The organism is Pseudomonas sp. KT_2_4 (assembly GCF_041410225.1).
Lineage (GTDB): Bacteria > Pseudomonadota > Gammaproteobacteria > Pseudomonadales > Pseudomonadaceae > Aquipseudomonas > Aquipseudomonas paracarnis.
On sequence record NZ_CP166962.1, the window covers coordinates 5,761,328 to 5,780,250 of the forward strand.

The window sequence follows — 18,923 nt, forward strand, 5'->3', positions numbered from 1 at the left end:
CCCGGACGCTCCGCGTCCCACCGCACCACTGAATTGAGGAGTCTGAAATGTCCAACATCATCCGCCCGGCCCTGAGCTTGCTGGTACTCATGACCCTGATCACCGGCGTGGCCTACCCGCTGGTAGTCACCGGCGTGGCCCAAGTGGCCTTCCCCGATCAAGCCAATGGCAGCCTGGTGCGCGACGCCAGCGGCAAGGTGCGTGGCTCCAGCCTGATCGCCCAGGACTTCACTGGTGACCGCTGGTTTCACCCACGCCCGTCAGCCGGTGCTTTTGCCACCGTGTCCAGCAGTGCCAGTAACCTGGGCCCCAGCAATCCGGCCTTGGCGACTCGCATATTCGAGGACGCCAGCAAGCAGTCAGTGCCTGGCCAGGGCCCGGTGCCACTGGCCTCGCTGACAACCTCCGGCAGCGGCCTTGATCCACACTTGCCACCGCAGGCGATTGCCTATCAACTGGCGCGAGTGGCGGCGGCGCGAAATGTGCCGGTGTCGACCTTGCAGCGGTTGCTGGATGAGCACATCGAAAGCCCGTTGGTTGGCCCGCCCGTCGTAAATGTCCTGGCCCTGAACATGGCTTTGGAAACGTTGTAAGCCTTGCGACCGCCATCGCGGGCAAGCCCGGCTCCCACATTTGGAATGCATTCCACTGTGTGAGCCGGGCTTGCCCGCGATGGCGGCCTTGAAGACTCTCCATCAATACCTGAAGGAACCCCCGAGCATGAGCGACGCCGGCCGCGCCGATGCCCTGTTAGCCGATCTGCCCCGGGACGGCCGTGGCCGGCTTAAAGTCTTCCTCGGCGCCGCGCCCGGTGTGGGTAAGACCTACGCCATGCTCCAGGCGGCCCATACCCAACTGCGCCAGGGCGTGCGCCTGCTCGCTGGGGTGGTCGAAACCCACGGCCGCGCCGAGACCGAAGCCTTGCTCAGCGGCCTGCCGCAACAACCGCTGTTGCGCAGCGAATACCGTGGCGTGATGCTCGAAGAAATGGACCTCGACGGCCTACTCGCCGCCAAGCCAAAGCTGGTGCTGGTGGATGAACTGGCCCACAGCAACGCCCCCGGCAGCCGTCATGAAAAACGCTGGCAAGACATCCAGGAACTGCTCGCCGCCGGCATCAACGTGTTCACCACGGTCAACGTCCAGCATCTGGAAAGTCTCAACGACCAAGTGCGTGGTATCACCGGCGTGCAAGTGCGCGAAACCCTGCCGGACTGGGTGCTGCAAGAGGCCGACGAACTGTTGCTGATCGACCTGCCGTCTCGCGAGCTGCTCGAGCGCCTGCGTGACGGCAAGGTGTATGTGCCCGAACAGGCGCGTGCGGCCATCGATGCGTTTTTCACCCAGACCAACCTCATGGCCCTGCGCGAGCTGGCCATGCAAACCGCCGCCGCCCACGTCGACGACGACCTGGCCCAGGGCTACCGCCAACTGGGCCAGGCCGCGCCGGCAGTGCGTGGGCGCCTGTTGGTCGGTGTGGATGGCGATGCGCAAGCCGAACGCCTGGTGCGCCATGCCAGCCGCGTGGCCCAGCGTCGGCATTTGCCCTGGAGCCTGGTGCACATCGACAACGGCCGTGCTCGGGATGAGCAATCGCGCCTGCGCCTGCAAAACGCCCAGCAACTGGCAGAGCGGCTGGGCGGGGAAGTGGTGTTGCTGCGCGCCGGGGAAGTGGCCAAGACCCTGATCCAGCACGCCGTTGAACGCCGTGCCAGTTTAGTGCTGGTGGGGCAGTCACGGATGCGCTGGCGGCGGCGCCTGTTCGGTGGCGGCTTGGCGGCACGCCTGTTGCGCAATGCCCGCGGCTTGGAAATCAACGTCCTCGACAGCGATGACATGCCTGCACCGCCACGTCTGCCGGAGGTACGCGGGTTGGTGTGGTTCGATTACGCCCTGGCGGTGGTGGCCACCTTTGTCGCTGCCGCAGTGGCCTGGGCCGTGTCCAGTGCGTTGGCGCTGCCGAACATCTCGCTGGTGTTTCTTGCCGCCGTGCTGCTGGTGGCGGTGCGCAGCAGCCTGGGGCCGTCCCTGGTATGTGCGGCACTGTCGTTTTTGACTTACGATTTTCTGTTTATTCCGCCGAATTTTTCCTTCGCCATCCAGCGCGAAGAAGACGTGCTGACCCTGTTGTTCTTCCTGTTGATGGCAGCGTTGACCGGCAACCTCGCCGCACGCCAGCGCCGCCAGTTGCAGGCGTTGCGCGATACCCAGGAAGAAACCAGCGAGCTGCTCGACCTGTCGCGCAAGCTCACCGCTGCCACCGACCGCCAAGCTGTCATCAGTGCCGCCGCCCACCATCTGCAAGGTTGGAACGACCTCGACCTGTGCCTGGTCAATCGCGACGGGCAGGGCGGCTGGAAGGTCGAGACCGGTGGCCCGTTGACCCTCACCGAAGCAGAACGCGCCGCCGCCGACTGGGCCTGGCAGCATGATCAGCCGGCCGGCATGGGCACCGGCACCTTGCCGTTTGGGCGTTGGTGGTGGTGGCCGCTGTCGGGTGAAGAGGGGCCCTTGGGGTTGCTGGGTGTCAGTGCCAAGCCTGGCCTGGAATTGAGCGGGCAACGTCGACGTTTACTCACCGCGTTGAGCCAACCGCTGGCCCAGGCGCTGGCGCGGGCACAACTGGGGCAGGAGCTGGAATCGGCGCGCCTGCACGGCGAAACCGAACAACTGCGCAGCGCTTTGCTCGCGTCGGTGTCCCACGATCTGCGCACGCCATTGACGTCCATGCGCGGCAGCATCGACAGCCTGCTGGCCCTGGGTGAAGCCATCCCGCTGGAGGATCGCCGCGAATTGCTCGAAGGCACCCGTGATGAAGCCGAGCGCCTCGACCGTTATATCCAGAACCTGCTGGACATGACACGCCTGGGTCATGGTGCGCTGAAACTGGCACGCGATTGGGTGTCGCCCGGCGATATTGTCGGCAGTGCCCTTGGGCGACTGCGCGCCGTGCTGGCGCCGTTGCAGGTGAGCACCGATGTGCCGCCGGAGCTGCCTTTGTTGTATGTGCATGCGGCGTTGATTGAGCAGGCCTTGGTCAACGTGTTGGAAAACGCCGCACGGTTTTCGCCCCCCCAGGGCCGCTTGCAGTTGCGCGCTGGGGTGCAGGATGAGCAGTTGTTTTTTGCCGTGGCGGATGAAGGACCGGGGATTCCCGAGGAGGAGCGGGCGAAGATTTTCGACATGTTCTACACCGCTGCCCGTGGTGATCGAGGCGGACAGGGCACCGGCCTCGGCTTGGCGATCTGCCAGGGCATGGTCGGCGCGCACGGTGGGCATATCAGCGTGGCCGATGGCATTGACGGGCGGGGCACCTGCATCACTTTGTTTTTGCCGTTGCCGACACCACCAGTCCTGGAACACAACCTGTAGGAGCGAGCTTGCTCGCGAAGGTCGTTAACGATAATGATGACGTCCTGAATGCACGCGGTGCCTAGAGGTTTTTCGCGAGCAAGCTCGCTCCTACAGGGGGGTGATTTTTTAATGGGTTTTGATGAGACACCATGAGCCAGACCGCGACGATTCTTGTCATTGATGACGAACCGCAGATCCGCAAATTTCTGCGCATCAGCCTGGCTTCCCAAGGCTATAAGGTCATCGAAGCCGGCACCGGCAACGAAGGCCTGGCCCAGGCGGCCTTGAGCAAACCGGATTTGCTGGTGCTCGACCTGGGCCTGCCCGACATGGACGGTCAGCAGGTGCTGCGCGAGTTTCGCGAGTGGTCCACGGTGCCGGTGCTGGTGCTGTCGGTGCGGGCCAGTGAAGGTCAGAAGGTCGAGGCCCTCGACGGTGGCGCCAATGACTACGTGACCAAACCGTTCGGCATCCAGGAGTTTCTTGCCCGTGTGCGTGCGCTGTTGCGCCAGGCACCGGCCGGAGAGGCCCAGGAAGCCGCCTTGAGTTTTGGCCCGCTGACCGTAGACCTAGCCTACCGCCGCGTTTTGCTGGACGGTGCCGAGGTGGCGCTGACCCGCAAGGAATACGCAGTGCTGGCGCAGTTGGCACGCCACCCTGGGCGGGTGATTACCCAACAGCAATTGCTCAAGGACATCTGGGGGCCAACCCATACCGAGGACAGCCACTACCTGCGGATCGTGGTGGGGCACCTGCGCCAGAAGCTGGCGGATGACCCGACCCGGCCACGGTTTATCGTGACTGAGGCGGGGGTGGGGTATCGGTTGCTAGGTGCCTGAATCTGTGGTGCCTGCGCTGGCGCCATCGCAGGCAAGCCAGCTCCCACAGTTGAAATACATGCCCCCGTGGGAGCCGGGCTTGCCCGCGATGAGGCCATCTGCAACACCCACACGCTCAACTCTGTTCGCTTTCATACCGATCCAACGTATCACTGGCAATCTCCCGCCCCAAAGCGATCAACTCCGGCGCTTTATAGAACTCGAAAAACCGGCACACCCGCTTTGGCACGTTGATCAGCACATCGGGCGGATACCCAGCGATCTTGTATTGCGCCAAGGAGGTTTGCATCACCTCGAAACTCTGGTTGATCAGGTCCAACAGCGATGCAGGACCGACGTTGTCGATGATGAACGAGCCGGTCGCCGACTTCGGTGCGCCAGCTTTCTCCGGCGCCGCGGCAGGTTGCTGGGCTTCGGGTTCGGCAGACTCCAGCCACGGGTTGATTTCGGCGGCCTGGGCCTGCAAGGCTTCTTGTTCCAGTTTCATCAACTGCTCGGCCTGTTTGCGGCGAAACGGCAGGTGCGAACCCAGTGACTTGGCCAGGCTGTTGAAGCGGCTCTTGAACGCTGGCGGGCGCTGGATCACCGGCAATTGATAGTGCTTCTGGTTGGTGGCGTTGAGGTTGACCGCAATGATCAAGTCACAGTGGCTCGACACCACCGGCACGATGGGCAGCGGGTTGAGCAGGCCGCCGTCCACCAGCATACGGTTGCCTTGCATCACCGGGGTGAACAGGCTCGGGATCGCCGCCGAGGCGCGCATGGCCTGGTGCAGGCAGCCTTCCTGGAACCAGATCTCCTGTTGGTTGGTGAGGTCGGTGGCGACGGCGGTGTAGGGGATGCGCAGCTCCTCGATATTGATATCGCCGACGATCTTGCGGATTTGCCCGAACACCTTCTCACCGCGAATCGCTCCCAGGCGAAAGCTCACGTCCACCAGGCGCAAGACGTCGAGGTAGTCCAGGCTTTCGATCCAGTTGCGGTACTCGTCGAGCTTGCCGGCAGCGTAGATCCCACCCACCACGGCGCCCATGGAACAGCCGGCGATACAGGCGATGTCATAGCCGCGTCGTTCGATTTCCTCGATCACCCCGATATGGGCGTAGCCCCTGGCGCCACCGGAGCCCAGCACTAAGGCAACACGTTTCTTCATGGCCAGATCCTTCGCAAAACAGGGGCCCACAATGCACCCATCAAGGGGCCTGCTTCAATCCTTGCTGACAGCGCGCAAGATTTTTCCAGGCTAGCGATCAGGCTCGGGTATGCTCTGGCAATAGGTACTACCGATTTCAGGCTAAGGACAAGGCACTTTTCCCTGTAGGCAACGTCTACAGGCTACGACTGAATTTGTATATTTGAGGTGTCATCAATGAAAGCCTGGATCTGTGTGCCTGTGATCGTGCTGGCCTTGGCTGGTTGTGCCGGGAAAACCGCGTATCGCGACAGCTGTGGCTCGCAATTGGACGCCGCCTGGAAAGAACTGGACCTGGCCAAGGCCGAAGGTTTTGCCGGCACGGTCAGCTACTCCAAGGCGTTGTCGCTGTTGACTGGCGCCAAGACTCAGCAGCAGTTTGAAGCGTTCGAGGGCTGCTCCAACAAGGCCGAAAAGGCGCGGTTCTACATTCGTGAGTCTCGCGCCGGGCGATGACCCAGCGGCGGCCAGGATTTTTCATCGGAAAGTGAGGGCAGGATGTCAGCGTTGGTCAATCAGTTAGTCGCTCAGGTCATTGGCCTGGAAGTAGGGTTACTGAGCTGCCAGGCTCGCCTCGCCGCCGTCACTGACGATGAAGCCTTGCATGATTTGCGCACCACGGTACGACGCCTGCGCAGCCTATTGCGCCCTTTGCGCGGGCTGCCCGGTGTCGAACAGCTTGAATTGGCCGCCAGCACGGTTGGCCAACTGACTACGCCGCTACGCGACCGAGAGGTGCTGGCGGCGTATTTGCATCAGCACGGTTATCACGACGCGGCTGATCGACGCCTGCGTCTGCAGCCCGAGGCTTATCGCCAGGTGGCGCAAAGCCCGGAGCTGGCGCACTTGCTGCTGATCCTGGATGCGTTCCCACGGTTTATCCGCGCATCCCAGCACCAGAAACTGCTCAAGGGCTTGCGCCCGCGTATCCAGAAACGCCTGGCCAAGCAATGGCAGGCACTCGATGGCGCCTTGAAGGACCCCGATCATGACCGCCACCGGCTACGGTTGCTGATCAAACGTGTGCGCTATGCCGCCGAGGCGTATCCCGAGCTGGACAAATTACCCACCAAGGCCCTGTCGCACTTGAAGAAAGCCCAGAGCGCGCTGGGTGACTGGCATGACTGTTGGCAGTGGCTGGCCCAGGCCGGGCACGAGCCTGACCTGCAACCCTGCGTAGCAGTGTGGCAGCGCACCATGCTCAAGGCGCAAGGCAAGGCCGACCGCGTGTTGGACACACTCAGCGCCGAGTGTTTTTAAACCGGTCCGGTTTTTGGCCGGAATAGGCGCTGTGCCTGTGCAATTCGATGGTTAAGATTCCTCCAGGATTTTCTTGATGTGAGGTCGCCATGCGCTTTAGTGATTTGCTCGACGCTGCCCGTAGCAATCCGCTGGATGTCACCATCCCTGCCGAATGGGCCCAGGGCCGGGCCACCTTTGGCGGCTTGGTCGCCGCCTTGCAATACGAGGCGCTGCGCGCCCAGGTGCCGGCTGACCGACCGCTGCGCTCGCTGGCCATCACCTTTGTCGGCCCGGTAGCGCCGGATGTATCCGCCAGTTATCAGGTCGAAGTGCTACGCGAAGGCAAGGCGGTCAGCCAGTTGCTGGGGCGAGTGGTGCAGAACGGTGAAGTGGCGACCCTGGTCCAGGCCAGTTTTGGCGCCTCTCGCCCCTCCGAGATTGATGTGGCGAGTGAGCCGCCATCGGTATTCAAACACTGGGATGAGTGCCAGGAACTGCCCTATATCAAGGGTGTTACCCCCGAATTCATGCGCCACCTGGCAATGCGCTGGAGTGTGGGTGGCCTGCCGTTTACCGGCAATAAATCTCGCGAGATGGGCGGTTGGGTACGGTTGAGAGGGGATGTAAAAGAAGAGCCACTGACCGAGGCGCATATCCTCGCCCTGGTCGACGCCTGGCCACCGGCGTTGCTGCCACACCTGAAAAAGCCCGCGCCGGGCAGCACCCTGACCTGGACCATCGAGTTCATCCAGCCGTTGCAAGACCTGACTACGCTCGACTGGTGCCAGTACCACGTCAACATCGAACACGCCCGCGACGGCTATGGCCACGCGGCCGCTGCGTTGTGGAGCCCGACCGGCGAGTTGATCGCCCTCAGCCGCCAGACCGTGGTGGTGTTCGCCTGAACCCGCCGGTCAGTGGTGGTGCCGCTGCCGCCAGGCGCGCCACCAGCCACCGCTGAGCACAAAGCGCGGGAAGGTCACGAACTGCTCGACCACCACGCGCTGCACCGCATCTTTACGATCACTGAACGGCTCACTGGCCTGGGCCTCCAGGCTATGGCCGTGACGCTGCAACGCCAGGCCCGCGACAATGCCAATCACACCGACCGCGAAGCTGGCCAGGCTCAGGCTGAACACGCCCGACACGATCAGTAGGAAACCGACGATAAACAGCGGCACGGCAATCAGGTGCAACGCCAGGTTGGTTGGGTGCTGATGGTTCTGTGGGTACTGACGCCATTGCCAGGCGGGGAGATTGGGGTGACGTTTGCCCATGGTGGTGAATCCTCTGTCCGTTGAAACAACTTGGACAGAGTTTAGGTTGAGGTGGGCAGGGTGGCGAATTGGGGCTGGCTATGGGGGTCATAGGCTGCAATTTAGGCGGAGTGACCCTCATGCCCAAATGACACAGTCATGATCATCCATATGTACCAAGAACGTCAGCTCTTTATCGGTTATCCAAAACGGATATCCGGTGGTTTCGGCTAACACAGAGGCTAGCACTCGAGCGTTTTCCATTCTCCAGGCGCTATACGCTGAGTCAAATACCAGCAGAACCAGGCCATTCCCGCTAATGCGATGCGGCATCTCCTTCCAAAAGTCAGGGTTGTGTTCGGTGCTTTTCTCGTTCAGTTCGATGGGATCAAGCACATTGCTCTGCGCTTTGAAGAATTTTCTCGTCAGAGAGCTTATCAACAAGTTGAGTTCGCTCGAATCAAGCTTTCCAGCGTCGAGGTTCAGCGCATTACAGGCTTCGTCTATTTCGTCTTCCAAGTAACTCATCAGGGGACACCTATTCTGGACCGGCTGACAGGAACCAGTTGGAGCAGTATATGGCCTCTTTTGGCTCCTCCGTCGCCTCTCTTTCCAGGTGTTTGATAGCCAATATGAGGTGATTTCGGGCCTTCTTTACTTGGCACGAGCATAGGATCGTCAATATTCACTTCCGCTCCTCTATTGGGACCGGTTTGTACTCGCCATTCTGTTGGAAATGATTTGCCATATTGGTCTTTGCCCCATTTCGATACGCTGTATTCGGACCTGGGTATACCCGTTCTGCGAAAAGCCTCATCCAAACCATCGGTGGGAAAGAGTAGCGCCGTGGGTGTGAATGTGGGAAGGATTCCAGTCTGTTAAGCGCAGATCCCCTGTGGGAGCGGGCTTGCCCGCGAAGGCGGTGTGTCAGTCACTGCCTCTGTTACTGCACTACCGCTTTCGCAGGCAAGCCAGCTCCCACTTTTGATCTTCGTTGCTTTGAGTATTGCGTTCGCTTGACTGATCGGCACCAAGGCTTACCTCCGATGTTGTTGGGTCAGTTTGCACATGCATTGGCTGGTTCACAGTTATCGAGGTCAAGTCCCATCCCATATTCGATATTCAGAGTGTCTAGGGTAAGGAGATTTACCTGAACGGCATCAAGACTGTATGAAGTACAAATTAGATGTGGACCCTTCGATTTTCTTGGCTTTGCCCTTTTTTAGGTACGCATTGAACTCACGTTCCAAGGCTTGTTTATCTGTATATTTTTTGTACTTGCAGGGTGTTTCGCATGCGTACATATACAGCCTCCACGAGTCGAAACCGTCGACCCTATCGTCCGGGCCGTAATCAAAGTCGACACATATTTCAGATAAGTAAACACTGCAACCAATACCGTGCAGCTCGTAGGTGACATTTGCAGCGACCGTCCCACGCTGCGGGATTTTTTTGGATCGCCACAGACCAATGATATTTTTGGTTCCAAACACTTGCTCAAGTAAGTCGGTAGCCTTTTTTACTTGCTCCAAGTATTCTGTGATCAAATGTTCTAGCGTCTGAGCTCTCATCGTCTAGGCCTTTCCAGTCTATCCAGTCCTACTGCATTTGAAGCGTCTATTACGTCCTGGGTGCTGTTGAACGAGCTGTTATGGTCACCTATATTCTGGATTAGTTTTATGGTGACTGGCGTCTTTGTTTGTCTTGCAGCGGCAGCTCGGTGGTGCCCATCAACAATATAGCGTTGCTCGTTATACTCAAAAACGTCTATTGGCGTATTTTTATCGTATCCGTCGTTTCGCATACTGCGAGCAATTTCTTCCACACGCTTGGTTGACCGCTTCCCTTCAATGCTGTGTGTTCTATTTAAGAAGGTTGCGTCTACTCCGTGAACAAGAGGAGCTGAAGGCTGTCCATCATCCACGCTCGATTTGTAGGATGGATCGTCAGCACTCGTTTGCTTTTTACACCCATCATCGCCTGGGCATGAATTCAAGCCTAGCGGGTCTACCCACCCTGTCGGATTGGGCACGTACTGGTAGCCATTGATCCCACCCGCCAACTTCACCGGGTCCGGCGTCAGATAGCGACCAATATCCGGATTGTAGTAGCGATGGCGGTTGTAGTGCAGTCCGCTTTCCGCATCGAAGTACTGGCCTTGAAACCGCAGTGGATTGTCGACTTTGCCCACGTCGAGCCGAGCGATCTGGCCGTAGGCGCGGTAGTGGGCGGACCAGACGATTTCGCCCTCGGGGCTGGTCAGTTCCTGCGGGGTGCCGAGGTGGTCGAGTTGGTAGTGGTAGGGCTTGGTTTCTTTTGGGCCGAAACCGTCCAACAGTGCCAATGGGCGGAAGCTGTCGGGTTCGTAGAGGTAGCTGCGATGACGCTCTGCATGATGCTCGGCAACCAGCTTGTCGCCTTGCCAGAAAAATTCGGTGGTCTTGCCGTCCACAGTTTTGCTGATGCGACGTCCAAATGGGTCATAGCGATAGCTGGCGGTTTGGCCGTTGGGCGTTGTAACCCCGACTAACCGATGCTGGCAGTCGTAGCGGTACTCAGTGACAAGTTGCTGGCCCTTGCCGCGTCGTTCGCGGATGAGGTTGCCGAAGGCGTCGTAGTCGTAATGACGGTCGCCCTGGATCATCAGGCGGTTGGCCGCAACGATGTCCGGGCCGGGGCGGTCTTGCATCAGCAGGTTGCCGGCGGGGTTGTGGCCGAAGCGTTCCTGTACGTCTTGGGAGTGGTCGGCGCGGGTCAGGCGGGCGAGGGGGTCGTAGTGGTAGCGGTGTTCGCCTTTGCGGGTGTCGAGCAGGCGGGTGAGGTTGCCGGATTTGTCGTAGTCGTATTGGCGTTGGTAGAGGTGGTTTTGTTGCTGGGTGACCGCGTGGGCATGCAGGCGGTGTTGGTCGTCGTAGTGGTAGTGGCTGAGCAGTTGGCCTTGCTGGCGCTGGTGTTCGCGGCCGCTGTTGAATAGATGTGAGGTGAGTACTTCACCGTTGAGTTCGACCGTGGCGAGGTGGCCGCCTTTGTTGTGGTTGAAAGTGACGCGGTTGTTGTCTGGCAGGCACAGGTTTTTCAGCTGGCCGCAGGCGTCGTAGCCGTAGCGCAGGGTGCCCCAGCCTTGGTGTTCGGCGGTGAGGCGGTTTTGGCGGTCGTATTCGTAGGCCAGCGCCCAGTGGCCGTCTTCGGCGCTGAGGAGGTTGCCTTGGCGGTCGTAGGTATAGTCGACAACGCTGGCATCGGGCAGGGTTTTTTGTACGAGGCGCCCGGCGTGGTCGCGCTGATAACGGGTGATTAGCTGACTGTTATCGTCGCCGTATTCGGTCTTCTCCAGCAGGTTGCCGTTGAGGTCGTAGGCATACGCGGTGCGCTGGCCGTCGAAGCCGGTTTCCTGGCGGATCAGGCCGTTGGGGTGATAGTCGAGTTGGTAGGTTTCGCCGGCTTCGTTTTCGATCTCGGTGAGCAGCAGCCGGGCGTTGTCGTAGCGGTACTTGACTTGGGTGCCGTCGGCGTTGAGGCGGCGGCTGATCAGGTGCAGGCCGTCGGCGTATTCGTAGCGGGTGACGTGGCCGAGTTCGTCGCGTTCTGCGATGATTTTGCCGTAGGGGTTGTAGCTGAATTCCCTACAACCACCGCCTGGCAATACAAGACGAATCAACCTGCCGACGCAGTCCCAGTGATATTGCGTCAGCGCACCATGCTCATCCTCACAGGCAACTTGCCGCCCCAGATCGTCATAGCGATAACGCTTGATCCCACCATTGGGCAATTGCTCTTCCAGCAACTGCCCCCGCTCATTCCACACCAGCCGATGGCAACTATGATCCGGGTACCAAACCCCGGTCAGTTGCCCGTGTTTGTTGTAGCTGTAATCGGTAACCTCGCCGTCAGGATCGATCCTGCGCGTAACATCGCCTTGCTCATTACGCTCATATTTCCAGGCCGCCTCACCACGGCGCACAACTCGTACGAACCCATTGTCATGCTCGTAGGATGTCGGCTCATCCTCCCCCGGAAACAGCGCCACCAAGCGTCCGGCGTCGTCATATTGATAGGCCGTCACCGCGCCCATAGGGTCTTGCTCGACGGTCAGCCGGCCCTGGTCGTCGTAGGATTTGAAATGCGTGGCACCATCCGGATCAATCCTCTGTACCAGCCGCGCCCGCTGATCATGGACATACACTTCCTGGCTACCATCGGCGTTATGCACCGTGACACGCCCGTCATCCCCCCAGGCGTAACGCGTGTCCATCTGCGAAAAACTTGCCCAATGCCGGACGCAGAGCGCCGCCTTGCCCGCGCGTTCCCATTCCCAGAAGAAACTCGCGCCACCGGCCAGTTGGCGCTCAAGAATGACGTGCTGATCGTCGTACCGATAACGCTCGCTTTCCCCGACAGCATTGGTCGCGCAAACCAGTCGTCCGTCTTCGTCATAGGCGTAGGAAACAAGGTTCTGCTCGGTCTCCCACACGTAGGGCTCTCGCCCTTTGGCACGATGTACTTGGTAGTCCACCGCAACGATGCGATCCAGCTCATAACGCAACAGCAACGAGCGACCCGCGCCGTTATCCAGCCGCTCAATCCGCCCGGAACGATCACGGCAAATGCGTAGACGGTTGTCATACGCATCGCTGATCGCAGTCAGTACACCGTCGCGAAAGTGATAGAACCGTGACGCTTGGGCCAGCACCAACTCGTCAGGCGCCGAACCCAAATAGATCGCCGCTTCCGCCAGGCTATTGGTGATTGCGGGTCGAGAGTCGCTGGGCAATGGAAACTGCGTATGGCGGTTCTCATGATCGGTCCACACCACCAAATCGCCCGACACCACCAGCCGATGAGCCAGCGCATGACTCCAGCCAAACCCCAACCCACAATCAATGTCCACCGCACTGGTGCGGTACAGCCGCGTCCACTCAAACGGCAAGATCCCATCCAGCACGCCATCGGTGAGGGTCAGCAATTCCTCGCCAGTGACCATCGACACCGGGCAACCGTGGGTAACGGTCTTGTCCGCTGGCGCCGCCGCGTCCCCCTTCGGATTTGAAGCCATGGCCGGCACATCATCGACAGGCTCCTGACGGACCAACGTCGTGCGCTGGGCCTTGCCGCGCACCATCGGCACCGGGTTCGAAACCAGCGTGTCGCCCGCCTTCAACGGCACAGCCGGCACCGTCTTAATCGGTGTCGCCGCACTGCTCAGCAACACCGGCTTGGCGGCCTCCACATGGGGTTCCAGCCGAGGCCCCGCCACCTGCTTGGCCAGCAACTCCAACAACGCCCGCGCCCGCCCGGACTTGACGCCACTAAGCACCTGAGCACCCAGGCGCAGCTGTACTCCAATACCCCGTGTGGCCCAGATCAGCAGCAAGTTGATCAACACTTCGCCGGTGATTTCACCCAGCAGTTCGTACATGTCGGGTGGCGGCAGCATGCGTACCCAGGCCACCAGCGCCGACAGGTAGATAAACAACAGCGGCTCGTCACTGAGTACCAGCAACCCCTTGGCCAGCGTGTCTTTGCCCAGCTTGAGCAGCGCATTCAGCTCGGCCTCGGACAGGTATTTCAGCAACGTTTCGCTGTTGGACTTGAGGTTCGCGAGCAGGTCGTACAGCTCGGTGATGTTGTCCCACAGGTTGTAGAGCGCCTTGCCCAGCCCGGTCGCAAAGGCAATGCCCTGAATGCCGCTACGCTTGTAAGCCGGCGCTTTGGCAAAGTCTGCCCATCGAGGCTTGAAGTGCTCGGCCCATGCCGTGCGCAAATCCGTTTCCAGCCCGGCGATCACAGACTCATAGGACGCATACAGCGCCTGGACGTGAGCCTTGGAAACAGTGGGGTAAAAGGTGATTTCGTACTGTTGGTCGCGGCTACAGTCGCTGACTTCAAGAATGCCGCTGGGGCCAATGGTCCGATGCAGTGGCGCGCCTAGCGGGCTGCCGTCCTGTGCAACGGCTTGCAGCCTCACGGGCGTGTTGCCGATAGGCACGAACTGCGTGCTTTCGAACAGATGTACCAAGGTCAGCCCGCCCTGGGCTTTGCATTGAGCGACCGTGCGACTGGGTTTTTTGGAAGAGATCGGCGCGACCAGTGCGACGTCTTCCCCAACCTTGAACACCTGCTCCACGCTAAGTGCCGAACCACTTAAGAAGCTGTCGGCCCACGTATCAAAGGTATTCAGGCAGGTGCGGAAGTCCGCGAATACGCGCTCAACCTTCGGCGCTTCGGGATCCATGGGCACTAGCACCAGGTTGGCCAGCACCGAGATCAAGAGACAGCCCCATCCATCAGGGCTTTAACGAACACCACCATCTGCAATCCCTCGCACTGTTTGATCAGGCGAGGGACTTTGCAGCGGTTGTCAGGTAAAAGAAGTCGGCGTTATTCGCGAGAGGGGCGAGGAAGTTTCGTCTTAACTTCAGGTAAACCGAGGCTTGGTCGTAGGAGTTGGATTACAGCTGGAACAGTCTTACAACTTCAACTGCCCAATCGCCTTGCTCAACTCCCCGGCCAACGTCGCCAGTTCATTGCTGGTGGTGGCCGACGCCACGGTCTGATGCACGGTGTTTTCGGTCACATCGCGAATGCTCACCACGGCGCGGTTCATTTCTTCGGCGACATGGCTTTGTTGCTCGGCGGCCACGGCGATCTGGGTGTTGCTTTCGCGCATCTGTGCCACAGCGCCGGTAATTTCAGCCAGCGCGATGCCGGCTTCCTGGGCCTGTTGTACGCAGTCATCTGCCTTGAATGAGCTTTCCTGCATGAAGTCCACCGCGTCGCGGGTGCCGGCTTGCAGCGCCGAGACCATGCGGGTGATTTCGTCGGTGGAGCTTTGCACGCGCTTGGCCAGGTTGCGCACTTCGTCGGCGACCACCGCGAAACCGCGGCCCATTTCCCCGGCGCGGGCGGCTTCGATGGCGGCGTTGAGGGCGAGCAGGTTGGTCTGTTCGGCGATGCTGTGGATCACACTGACCACACCGTTGATTTTCTGGCTGTCTTCGGCCAGTTTCTGGATCATTTCGGCGGTCTGCTGTACGCCGCTGGACAGCCCGGCGATCGAGCGCTGTACCCGGCTGACCACTGCCTGGCCGCTGCCGGCGAGGGTATCGGCGGCCTGAGACAAGTCACGGGTGGCGCCCGCGTGCTGGGCGATGTGGTAGACGGTGGCGGTCATTTCGTTGATGGCGGTGGCAGCCTGGTCGGTTTCGCTTTGCTGGCCCAGCATGCCGTGTTGCACCTCGTTCATGCTGCTGGCCAGGCGAGCGGCGCCGTCGTCCAGTTGCCGGGCGGTGCGTGCCACGGTATTGACCACGCGCTGGTAGCCGGCTTGCATGGCGTTGAAGGCGCTGGCCATCTGGCCGACTTCATCCTTGCAGGCCAACGGCACCCGCGCCGACAGGTCGCCGGTTTTTTCGACGTGCAGCATCACATCCTTGAGGGTGTTGAGTTGGCTGAGCAGGAAGCGGATCAACAACTGCGAGGCACCGAGCATGGCCAGCATCAGCACTGCCACGGCGACGGCGTAGTGGGTGAAGCGTTCACTGAACACTTGGCTCAGGCTCGGCGCGTAGGCCAGGACTGCGACCTGCTGGCCGTCGGCCCGGCTGATCACCTCGGCGCCGATCAGCGGGTTTTCACCGAACAACGGCATGGGGTTGAGTTCAGTCCAGCCGTTGGCAGTGCTCAGGGTGGGTAGATCCTGGGGGGGCTGGCCTTTGGAAAATGCGAGCCAGTGCTCACCCGTGGGCAAGGTTCTGTCGGCTGGCCAGGCGCTGAGCAAGCGTCCTTGGGCCTGGGCCGATGCTTGCGACGCCTGGCTGCGCGCCTGTTGTTCAAGCTGTACCGCGTACAGCACCAGCAGCAGGGTGGTGATGAAGGCGACCGCGTTGACGGCCCAGAATTTGTATTTGAGCGAGATATTGCTAAGCCAGGCACCCATGGAAGGTTTTCTCTGATAGCGGAAACAGTATTGGCAAGGTGCCATTATTGTGCCGCTATTCAGAAAAGCGCTTTTGACATGGGTCAATGCGCCGTATTAATCGATGGCAGGCAAGCCGAAAAAGCGGCGGGCGCAGGCGGTGCTGTGCAACGCCAGATCTTCCATCGTTTCGTTACGGTGCAAGGCCACTTCGCGCAGTACTTCGGGCAGGTACGCCGGCTCATTGCGACCATTTTTCGGCTTGGGGCGCAGGGTGCGTGGTAGCAGGTAGGGCGCATCGCTTTCCAGCATCAGACGGCCTCGGGGAATGTCCCTGACCAGTGAATGCAGGTGGGTGCCACGGCGTTCGTCGCAGATCCAACCCGTGATGCCAATGTGTAAATCCAGGTCCAGGTAGCTGAACAGCGCTGCCTGTTCGCCAGTGAAGCAGTGCACCACGGCGGCTGGCAGGTGGTCGCGGTAGTCCTTGAGGATCTCCAGCAGACGCTGGTTGGCATCGCGCTCATGGAGAAACACCGGCAGTTGCAGTTCGACGGCCAGGGCCAGGTGTTCTTCGAGGACTTTTTCCTGCTGGGGGCGAGGGGAGAAGTCCCGGTTGAAATCCAGCCCGCATTCACCCACGGCGCGCACTCGGCTGTCGCCCAGCAAGCCACGCAGACGTTGGACGCTGTCGCTGTTCCAGTCGCTGGCAGAGTGGGGGTGAATGCCGGCGGTGCTGAACAGGCGCTGGCTGCTTTCGTCGAGTTTTACACACAGTTGCAGGGCCTGTTCGCTGCCCTCGACGCTGGTGCCGGTGAGTACCAATTGCTGCACGCCAGCGGCGTAGGCGCGTTCGAGAACGGCCGTGTGCCTCTCGTCGAAACTGGGGTTGGTCAGGTTGACGCCAATATCAATGAGTTGCATGGTGCTATCTCCGCCTGCGGCCGGAAAGCATATCAGAGCTGTAGATTGATAAGAAAAACCAAGAACTACAATGCGTTAACGCTGTCTTTGAACGTCGCAAGCGACATTGTGGTGGGCCGATTGCCTGCCACCTTGGCGCCGTTGCACGCCTTGCCAGCGCATAAAGCGCTCTGTTTCTGACCCCCAGCACTGCGTAATTCGCACAGGCGCTGGCCAGTTTTCTTTCCGGAGAGCGGATGATCCGACCCTCGGCGTTGCTTATGTTGTGCCTGGCGTTATTGCTGCCCATGGCGGCGGTCGCACGTCTGGATGGGCCGCTGCAAGTGGCCAAGCCCGGCAAGGTCCGCGACCTGGCGCAAATTCGCTCCAGCCGCACCCTGCGCGTCTTGGTCAACCAGAGCCGCAACAGTTCCGGTGAAGTGCAGGGCCAGGCCATCGGTGTCGAATACCATCGGTTACGCGCCTTCGAGCAGTACCTCAACGGCCATGCCCGTGATGGGCAGGCCATCAACCTCAAGATCATCCCCAAGGCCAAGGACCAGTTACTCGGTGCGCTGGCCCGTGGTGAAGGTGACCTGGTGGCGCCCGGTGAGTTGCTGGACGTGAAAGGCGTGCACAAGGTCAGCGCCAGCGCCCCGATTGTCAGCGATGTGCCGTTGTGGCTGGTGGGCGTCAAGGGTGAACGACGGTATACCAAACTGGAGCAACTGTCGGGTCGCACGGTGACGCTGACCACCGGTAGTGCGGCGGTGGACGCTATCAGTCAGGTCAATCAAAAGCTGGCCCTGCACAAGCGCCCACCAGTGAAAGTGGAATGGGTTGACCCGAGCCTGGCGGTGGAAGATGTCCTGGAGATGGTGCAGGCCGGGATTTTTCACCTGACGATCGTGGAAAAACCCATTGCCCAACGCTGGTCGAAAATTCTGCCCAAGTTGCGCTTTGACAAGCAGGTCGTCATCAGCGAGCCGGGCGACGAGTTCTGGTTTGTGCGTCAGGACGCGTCGATGCTGCGTGCCAGCATCGATCGGTTTCTCAAGACCTATCACACGCCTTCCGACCAGGATGTGGCCTTCCAGCGTATCTATCGACGCCTCTACCAGGTCCGTAACCCATTGGCGCGGGCTGACCGCCAGCGCCTGGAAAAACTGCGCCCGGTTTTGCAAAAACATGCGCGTGAGCAAGGTATGGACTGGCTGAATCTGGCGGCGTTGGCGTTCAAGGAGTCTTCCCTGGACCCAGGCGCACGCAATAGTGGAGGCCCTACCGGTCTGATGCAGATCACGCCGTCGGCGGCGCAGCGGGTGGGGGTCAACAATATCGAGTCGCTCGACAGTAATGTGCAGGCGGGGGCGCGTTACCTGGCGATGATCCGGCGCAAGTTTTTCTCCAGCCCCAAGCTCAATGAGCGCGAGCGCATGGCCTTTATGCTGGCGGCGTACAACATGGGGCCGGAGCGGGTGCAAGGTATGCGCACCGAGGCCAAGCGCCGTGGGCTTAACCCCAATCAGTGGTTCTTCCAGGTTGAACGCATTGCCATGGAGCAGGTAGGGATGGGCGGCGTCAGCTATGTTAATAGCGTCAACAAGTATTATTTGGCGTTCGATCGGGAGCGCGAGTCTCTGGAGCCGCCTGCGGCTAAAGTTGCATCGCGTGAATAATCGATTTTTTAGATGTAAATTAGGCAATATTTCGGCTTTTATCATTATTTAAACTGATTAATATAGCGGCCAACCAACCCCTACCTGGAAAAGGATTTACCCCCATGAGCCCAATGATTACCCGTGTACTGTCCACTCGCGCCGGTTATGGCCTGACTATTCTGCGTATCTTCGTCGGCATCATCTTCGCTGCCCACGGTTCGCAAAAGCTCTTCGGCTGGTTTGGCGGTGGTGGCCTGGCGGGCACCGCACAATGGATGGAAAGCATCGGCCTGGCGCCGGGCACGCTGATGGCGCTGCTGTCGGGCGGTACCGAGTTCTTCGCCGGCCTGGCCCTGATCATCGGTTTGCTGGTTCGCCCTGCCGCATTGGGCCTGACCTTCCTGACACTGGTGGCGATTTTCTCTGTACACATCCACAACGGGCTGTTCATGGCCAACAACGGTTATGAGTTCGCACTGGCGTTGCTCGGCGGCGCGTTGGCGGTGTTGCTGGAAGGTGCGGGCAAATTGTCTGTCGACCGCGCGATCACTCACTGATCGT

The 18,923-nt window shown here is 60.2% G+C and carries 16 protein-coding genes; 8 read left to right on the forward strand and 8 right to left on the reverse strand.

Going from position 1 to position 18,923, the window contains the following annotated elements:
• Window positions 1-47: 47 nt before the first annotated feature.
• The 3 genes from kdpC to AB9N64_RS26595 all read left to right on the forward strand — a co-directional run bounded on the left by kdpC (window position 48) and on the right by AB9N64_RS26595 (window position 4,193).
• Window positions 48-593, forward strand: coding sequence for a potassium-transporting ATPase subunit KdpC (kdpC, locus tag AB9N64_RS26585; protein ID WP_014717642.1), 546 nt, complete (start codon window positions 48-50; stop codon window positions 591-593).
• A 127-nt stretch (window positions 594-720) separates the two neighbouring features.
• Window positions 721-3,372: a sensor histidine kinase KdpD gene (locus tag AB9N64_RS26590; RefSeq protein WP_058410162.1), complete on the forward strand. Its 2,652-nt coding sequence runs from the start codon at window positions 721-723 to the stop codon at window positions 3,370-3,372.
• A gap of 131 nt (window positions 3,373-3,503) precedes the next feature.
• Entirely contained in the window at window positions 3,504-4,193 is a 690-nt protein-coding gene (locus AB9N64_RS26595) for a response regulator (RefSeq protein ID WP_014717644.1), read from the forward strand.
• A 115-nt stretch (window positions 4,194-4,308) separates the two neighbouring features.
• Here the strand turns inward: AB9N64_RS26595 and AB9N64_RS26600 are convergent, their stop codons facing one another.
• Complete coding sequence (locus AB9N64_RS26600; protein ID WP_003189836.1) at window positions 4,309-5,346, reverse strand: patatin-like phospholipase family protein; 1,038 nt, start codon at window positions 5,344-5,346, stop codon at window positions 4,309-4,311.
• Window positions 5,347-5,562: 216 nt separating this feature from the next.
• Between AB9N64_RS26600 and AB9N64_RS26605 the strand changes: the two genes are divergently transcribed.
• The 3 genes from AB9N64_RS26605 (at window position 5,563) to AB9N64_RS26615 (ending at window position 7,532) form a co-directional block, all read left to right on the forward strand.
• Window positions 5,563-5,841 carry a hypothetical protein gene (locus AB9N64_RS26605; protein ID WP_003189839.1) on the forward strand — a complete coding sequence of 93 codons (279 nt, stop codon included), beginning with the start codon at window positions 5,563-5,565 and terminating at the stop codon, window positions 5,839-5,841.
• Window positions 5,842-5,883: 42 nt separating this feature from the next.
• A complete protein-coding gene (locus AB9N64_RS26610) occupies window positions 5,884-6,645 on the forward strand; it encodes a CHAD domain-containing protein (RefSeq protein WP_014717645.1) in 762 nt (253 codons plus the stop codon).
• Between the two features lie 89 nt (window positions 6,646-6,734).
• Window positions 6,735-7,532, forward strand: coding sequence for an acyl-CoA thioesterase (locus AB9N64_RS26615; protein WP_371359791.1), 798 nt, complete (start codon window positions 6,735-6,737; stop codon window positions 7,530-7,532).
• A gap of 9 nt (window positions 7,533-7,541) precedes the next feature.
• Here AB9N64_RS26615 and AB9N64_RS26620 read toward each other — a convergent pair whose 3' ends face one another.
• The 7 genes from AB9N64_RS26620 to AB9N64_RS26650 form a co-directional block, all read right to left on the reverse strand.
• Window positions 7,542-7,904 (reverse strand): Mpo1-like protein, encoded by a 363-nt coding sequence (locus tag AB9N64_RS26620; protein WP_333958591.1) that lies wholly within the window; start codon window positions 7,902-7,904, stop codon window positions 7,542-7,544.
• Window positions 7,905-8,021: 117 nt separating this feature from the next.
• The gene (locus AB9N64_RS26625) at window positions 8,022-8,411 is read right to left on the reverse strand and encodes a hypothetical protein (RefSeq protein ID WP_019821403.1); all 390 of its coding nucleotides are present in this window, start codon (window positions 8,409-8,411) and stop codon (window positions 8,022-8,024) included.
• Window positions 8,411-8,704 (reverse strand): polymorphic toxin type 47 domain-containing protein, encoded by a 294-nt coding sequence (locus AB9N64_RS26630; RefSeq protein ID WP_157720745.1) that lies wholly within the window; start codon window positions 8,702-8,704, stop codon window positions 8,411-8,413. Before AB9N64_RS26630 ends, AB9N64_RS26625 begins: the two co-directional genes overlap by 1 nt.
• A gap of 339 nt (window positions 8,705-9,043) precedes the next feature.
• Window positions 9,044-9,454 carry a hypothetical protein gene (locus tag AB9N64_RS26635; RefSeq protein ID WP_019821405.1) on the reverse strand — a complete coding sequence of 137 codons (411 nt, stop codon included), beginning with the start codon at window positions 9,452-9,454 and terminating at the stop codon, window positions 9,044-9,046.
• On the reverse strand, window positions 9,451-14,151 hold the full coding sequence (locus AB9N64_RS26640) for an RHS repeat-associated core domain-containing protein (RefSeq protein WP_371359792.1): 4,701 nt from the start codon (window positions 14,149-14,151) through the stop codon (window positions 9,451-9,453). The genes AB9N64_RS26635 and AB9N64_RS26640 overlap by 4 nt, the downstream gene beginning before the upstream one ends.
• Before the next feature lie 198 nt (window positions 14,152-14,349).
• The gene (locus AB9N64_RS26645) at window positions 14,350-15,819 is read right to left on the reverse strand and encodes a methyl-accepting chemotaxis protein (protein ID WP_102667032.1); all 1,470 of its coding nucleotides are present in this window, start codon (window positions 15,817-15,819) and stop codon (window positions 14,350-14,352) included.
• Between the two features lie 96 nt (window positions 15,820-15,915).
• A complete protein-coding gene (locus AB9N64_RS26650; RefSeq protein WP_032903916.1) occupies window positions 15,916-16,722 on the reverse strand; it encodes a TatD family hydrolase in 807 nt (268 codons plus the stop codon).
• A 236-nt stretch (window positions 16,723-16,958) separates the two neighbouring features.
• On the opposite strand from AB9N64_RS26650, the gene AB9N64_RS26655 reads away from it, so the two are divergent.
• Together AB9N64_RS26655 and AB9N64_RS26660 are read left to right on the forward strand one after the other, a co-directional pair.
• Complete coding sequence (locus AB9N64_RS26655; RefSeq protein WP_014717651.1) at window positions 16,959-18,380, forward strand: transglycosylase SLT domain-containing protein; 1,422 nt, start codon at window positions 16,959-16,961, stop codon at window positions 18,378-18,380.
• Between the two features lie 104 nt (window positions 18,381-18,484).
• Window positions 18,485-18,919: a DoxX family protein gene (locus AB9N64_RS26660; RefSeq protein ID WP_003189852.1), complete on the forward strand. Its 435-nt coding sequence runs from the start codon at window positions 18,485-18,487 to the stop codon at window positions 18,917-18,919.
• Window positions 18,920-18,923 lie beyond the last annotated feature (4 nt).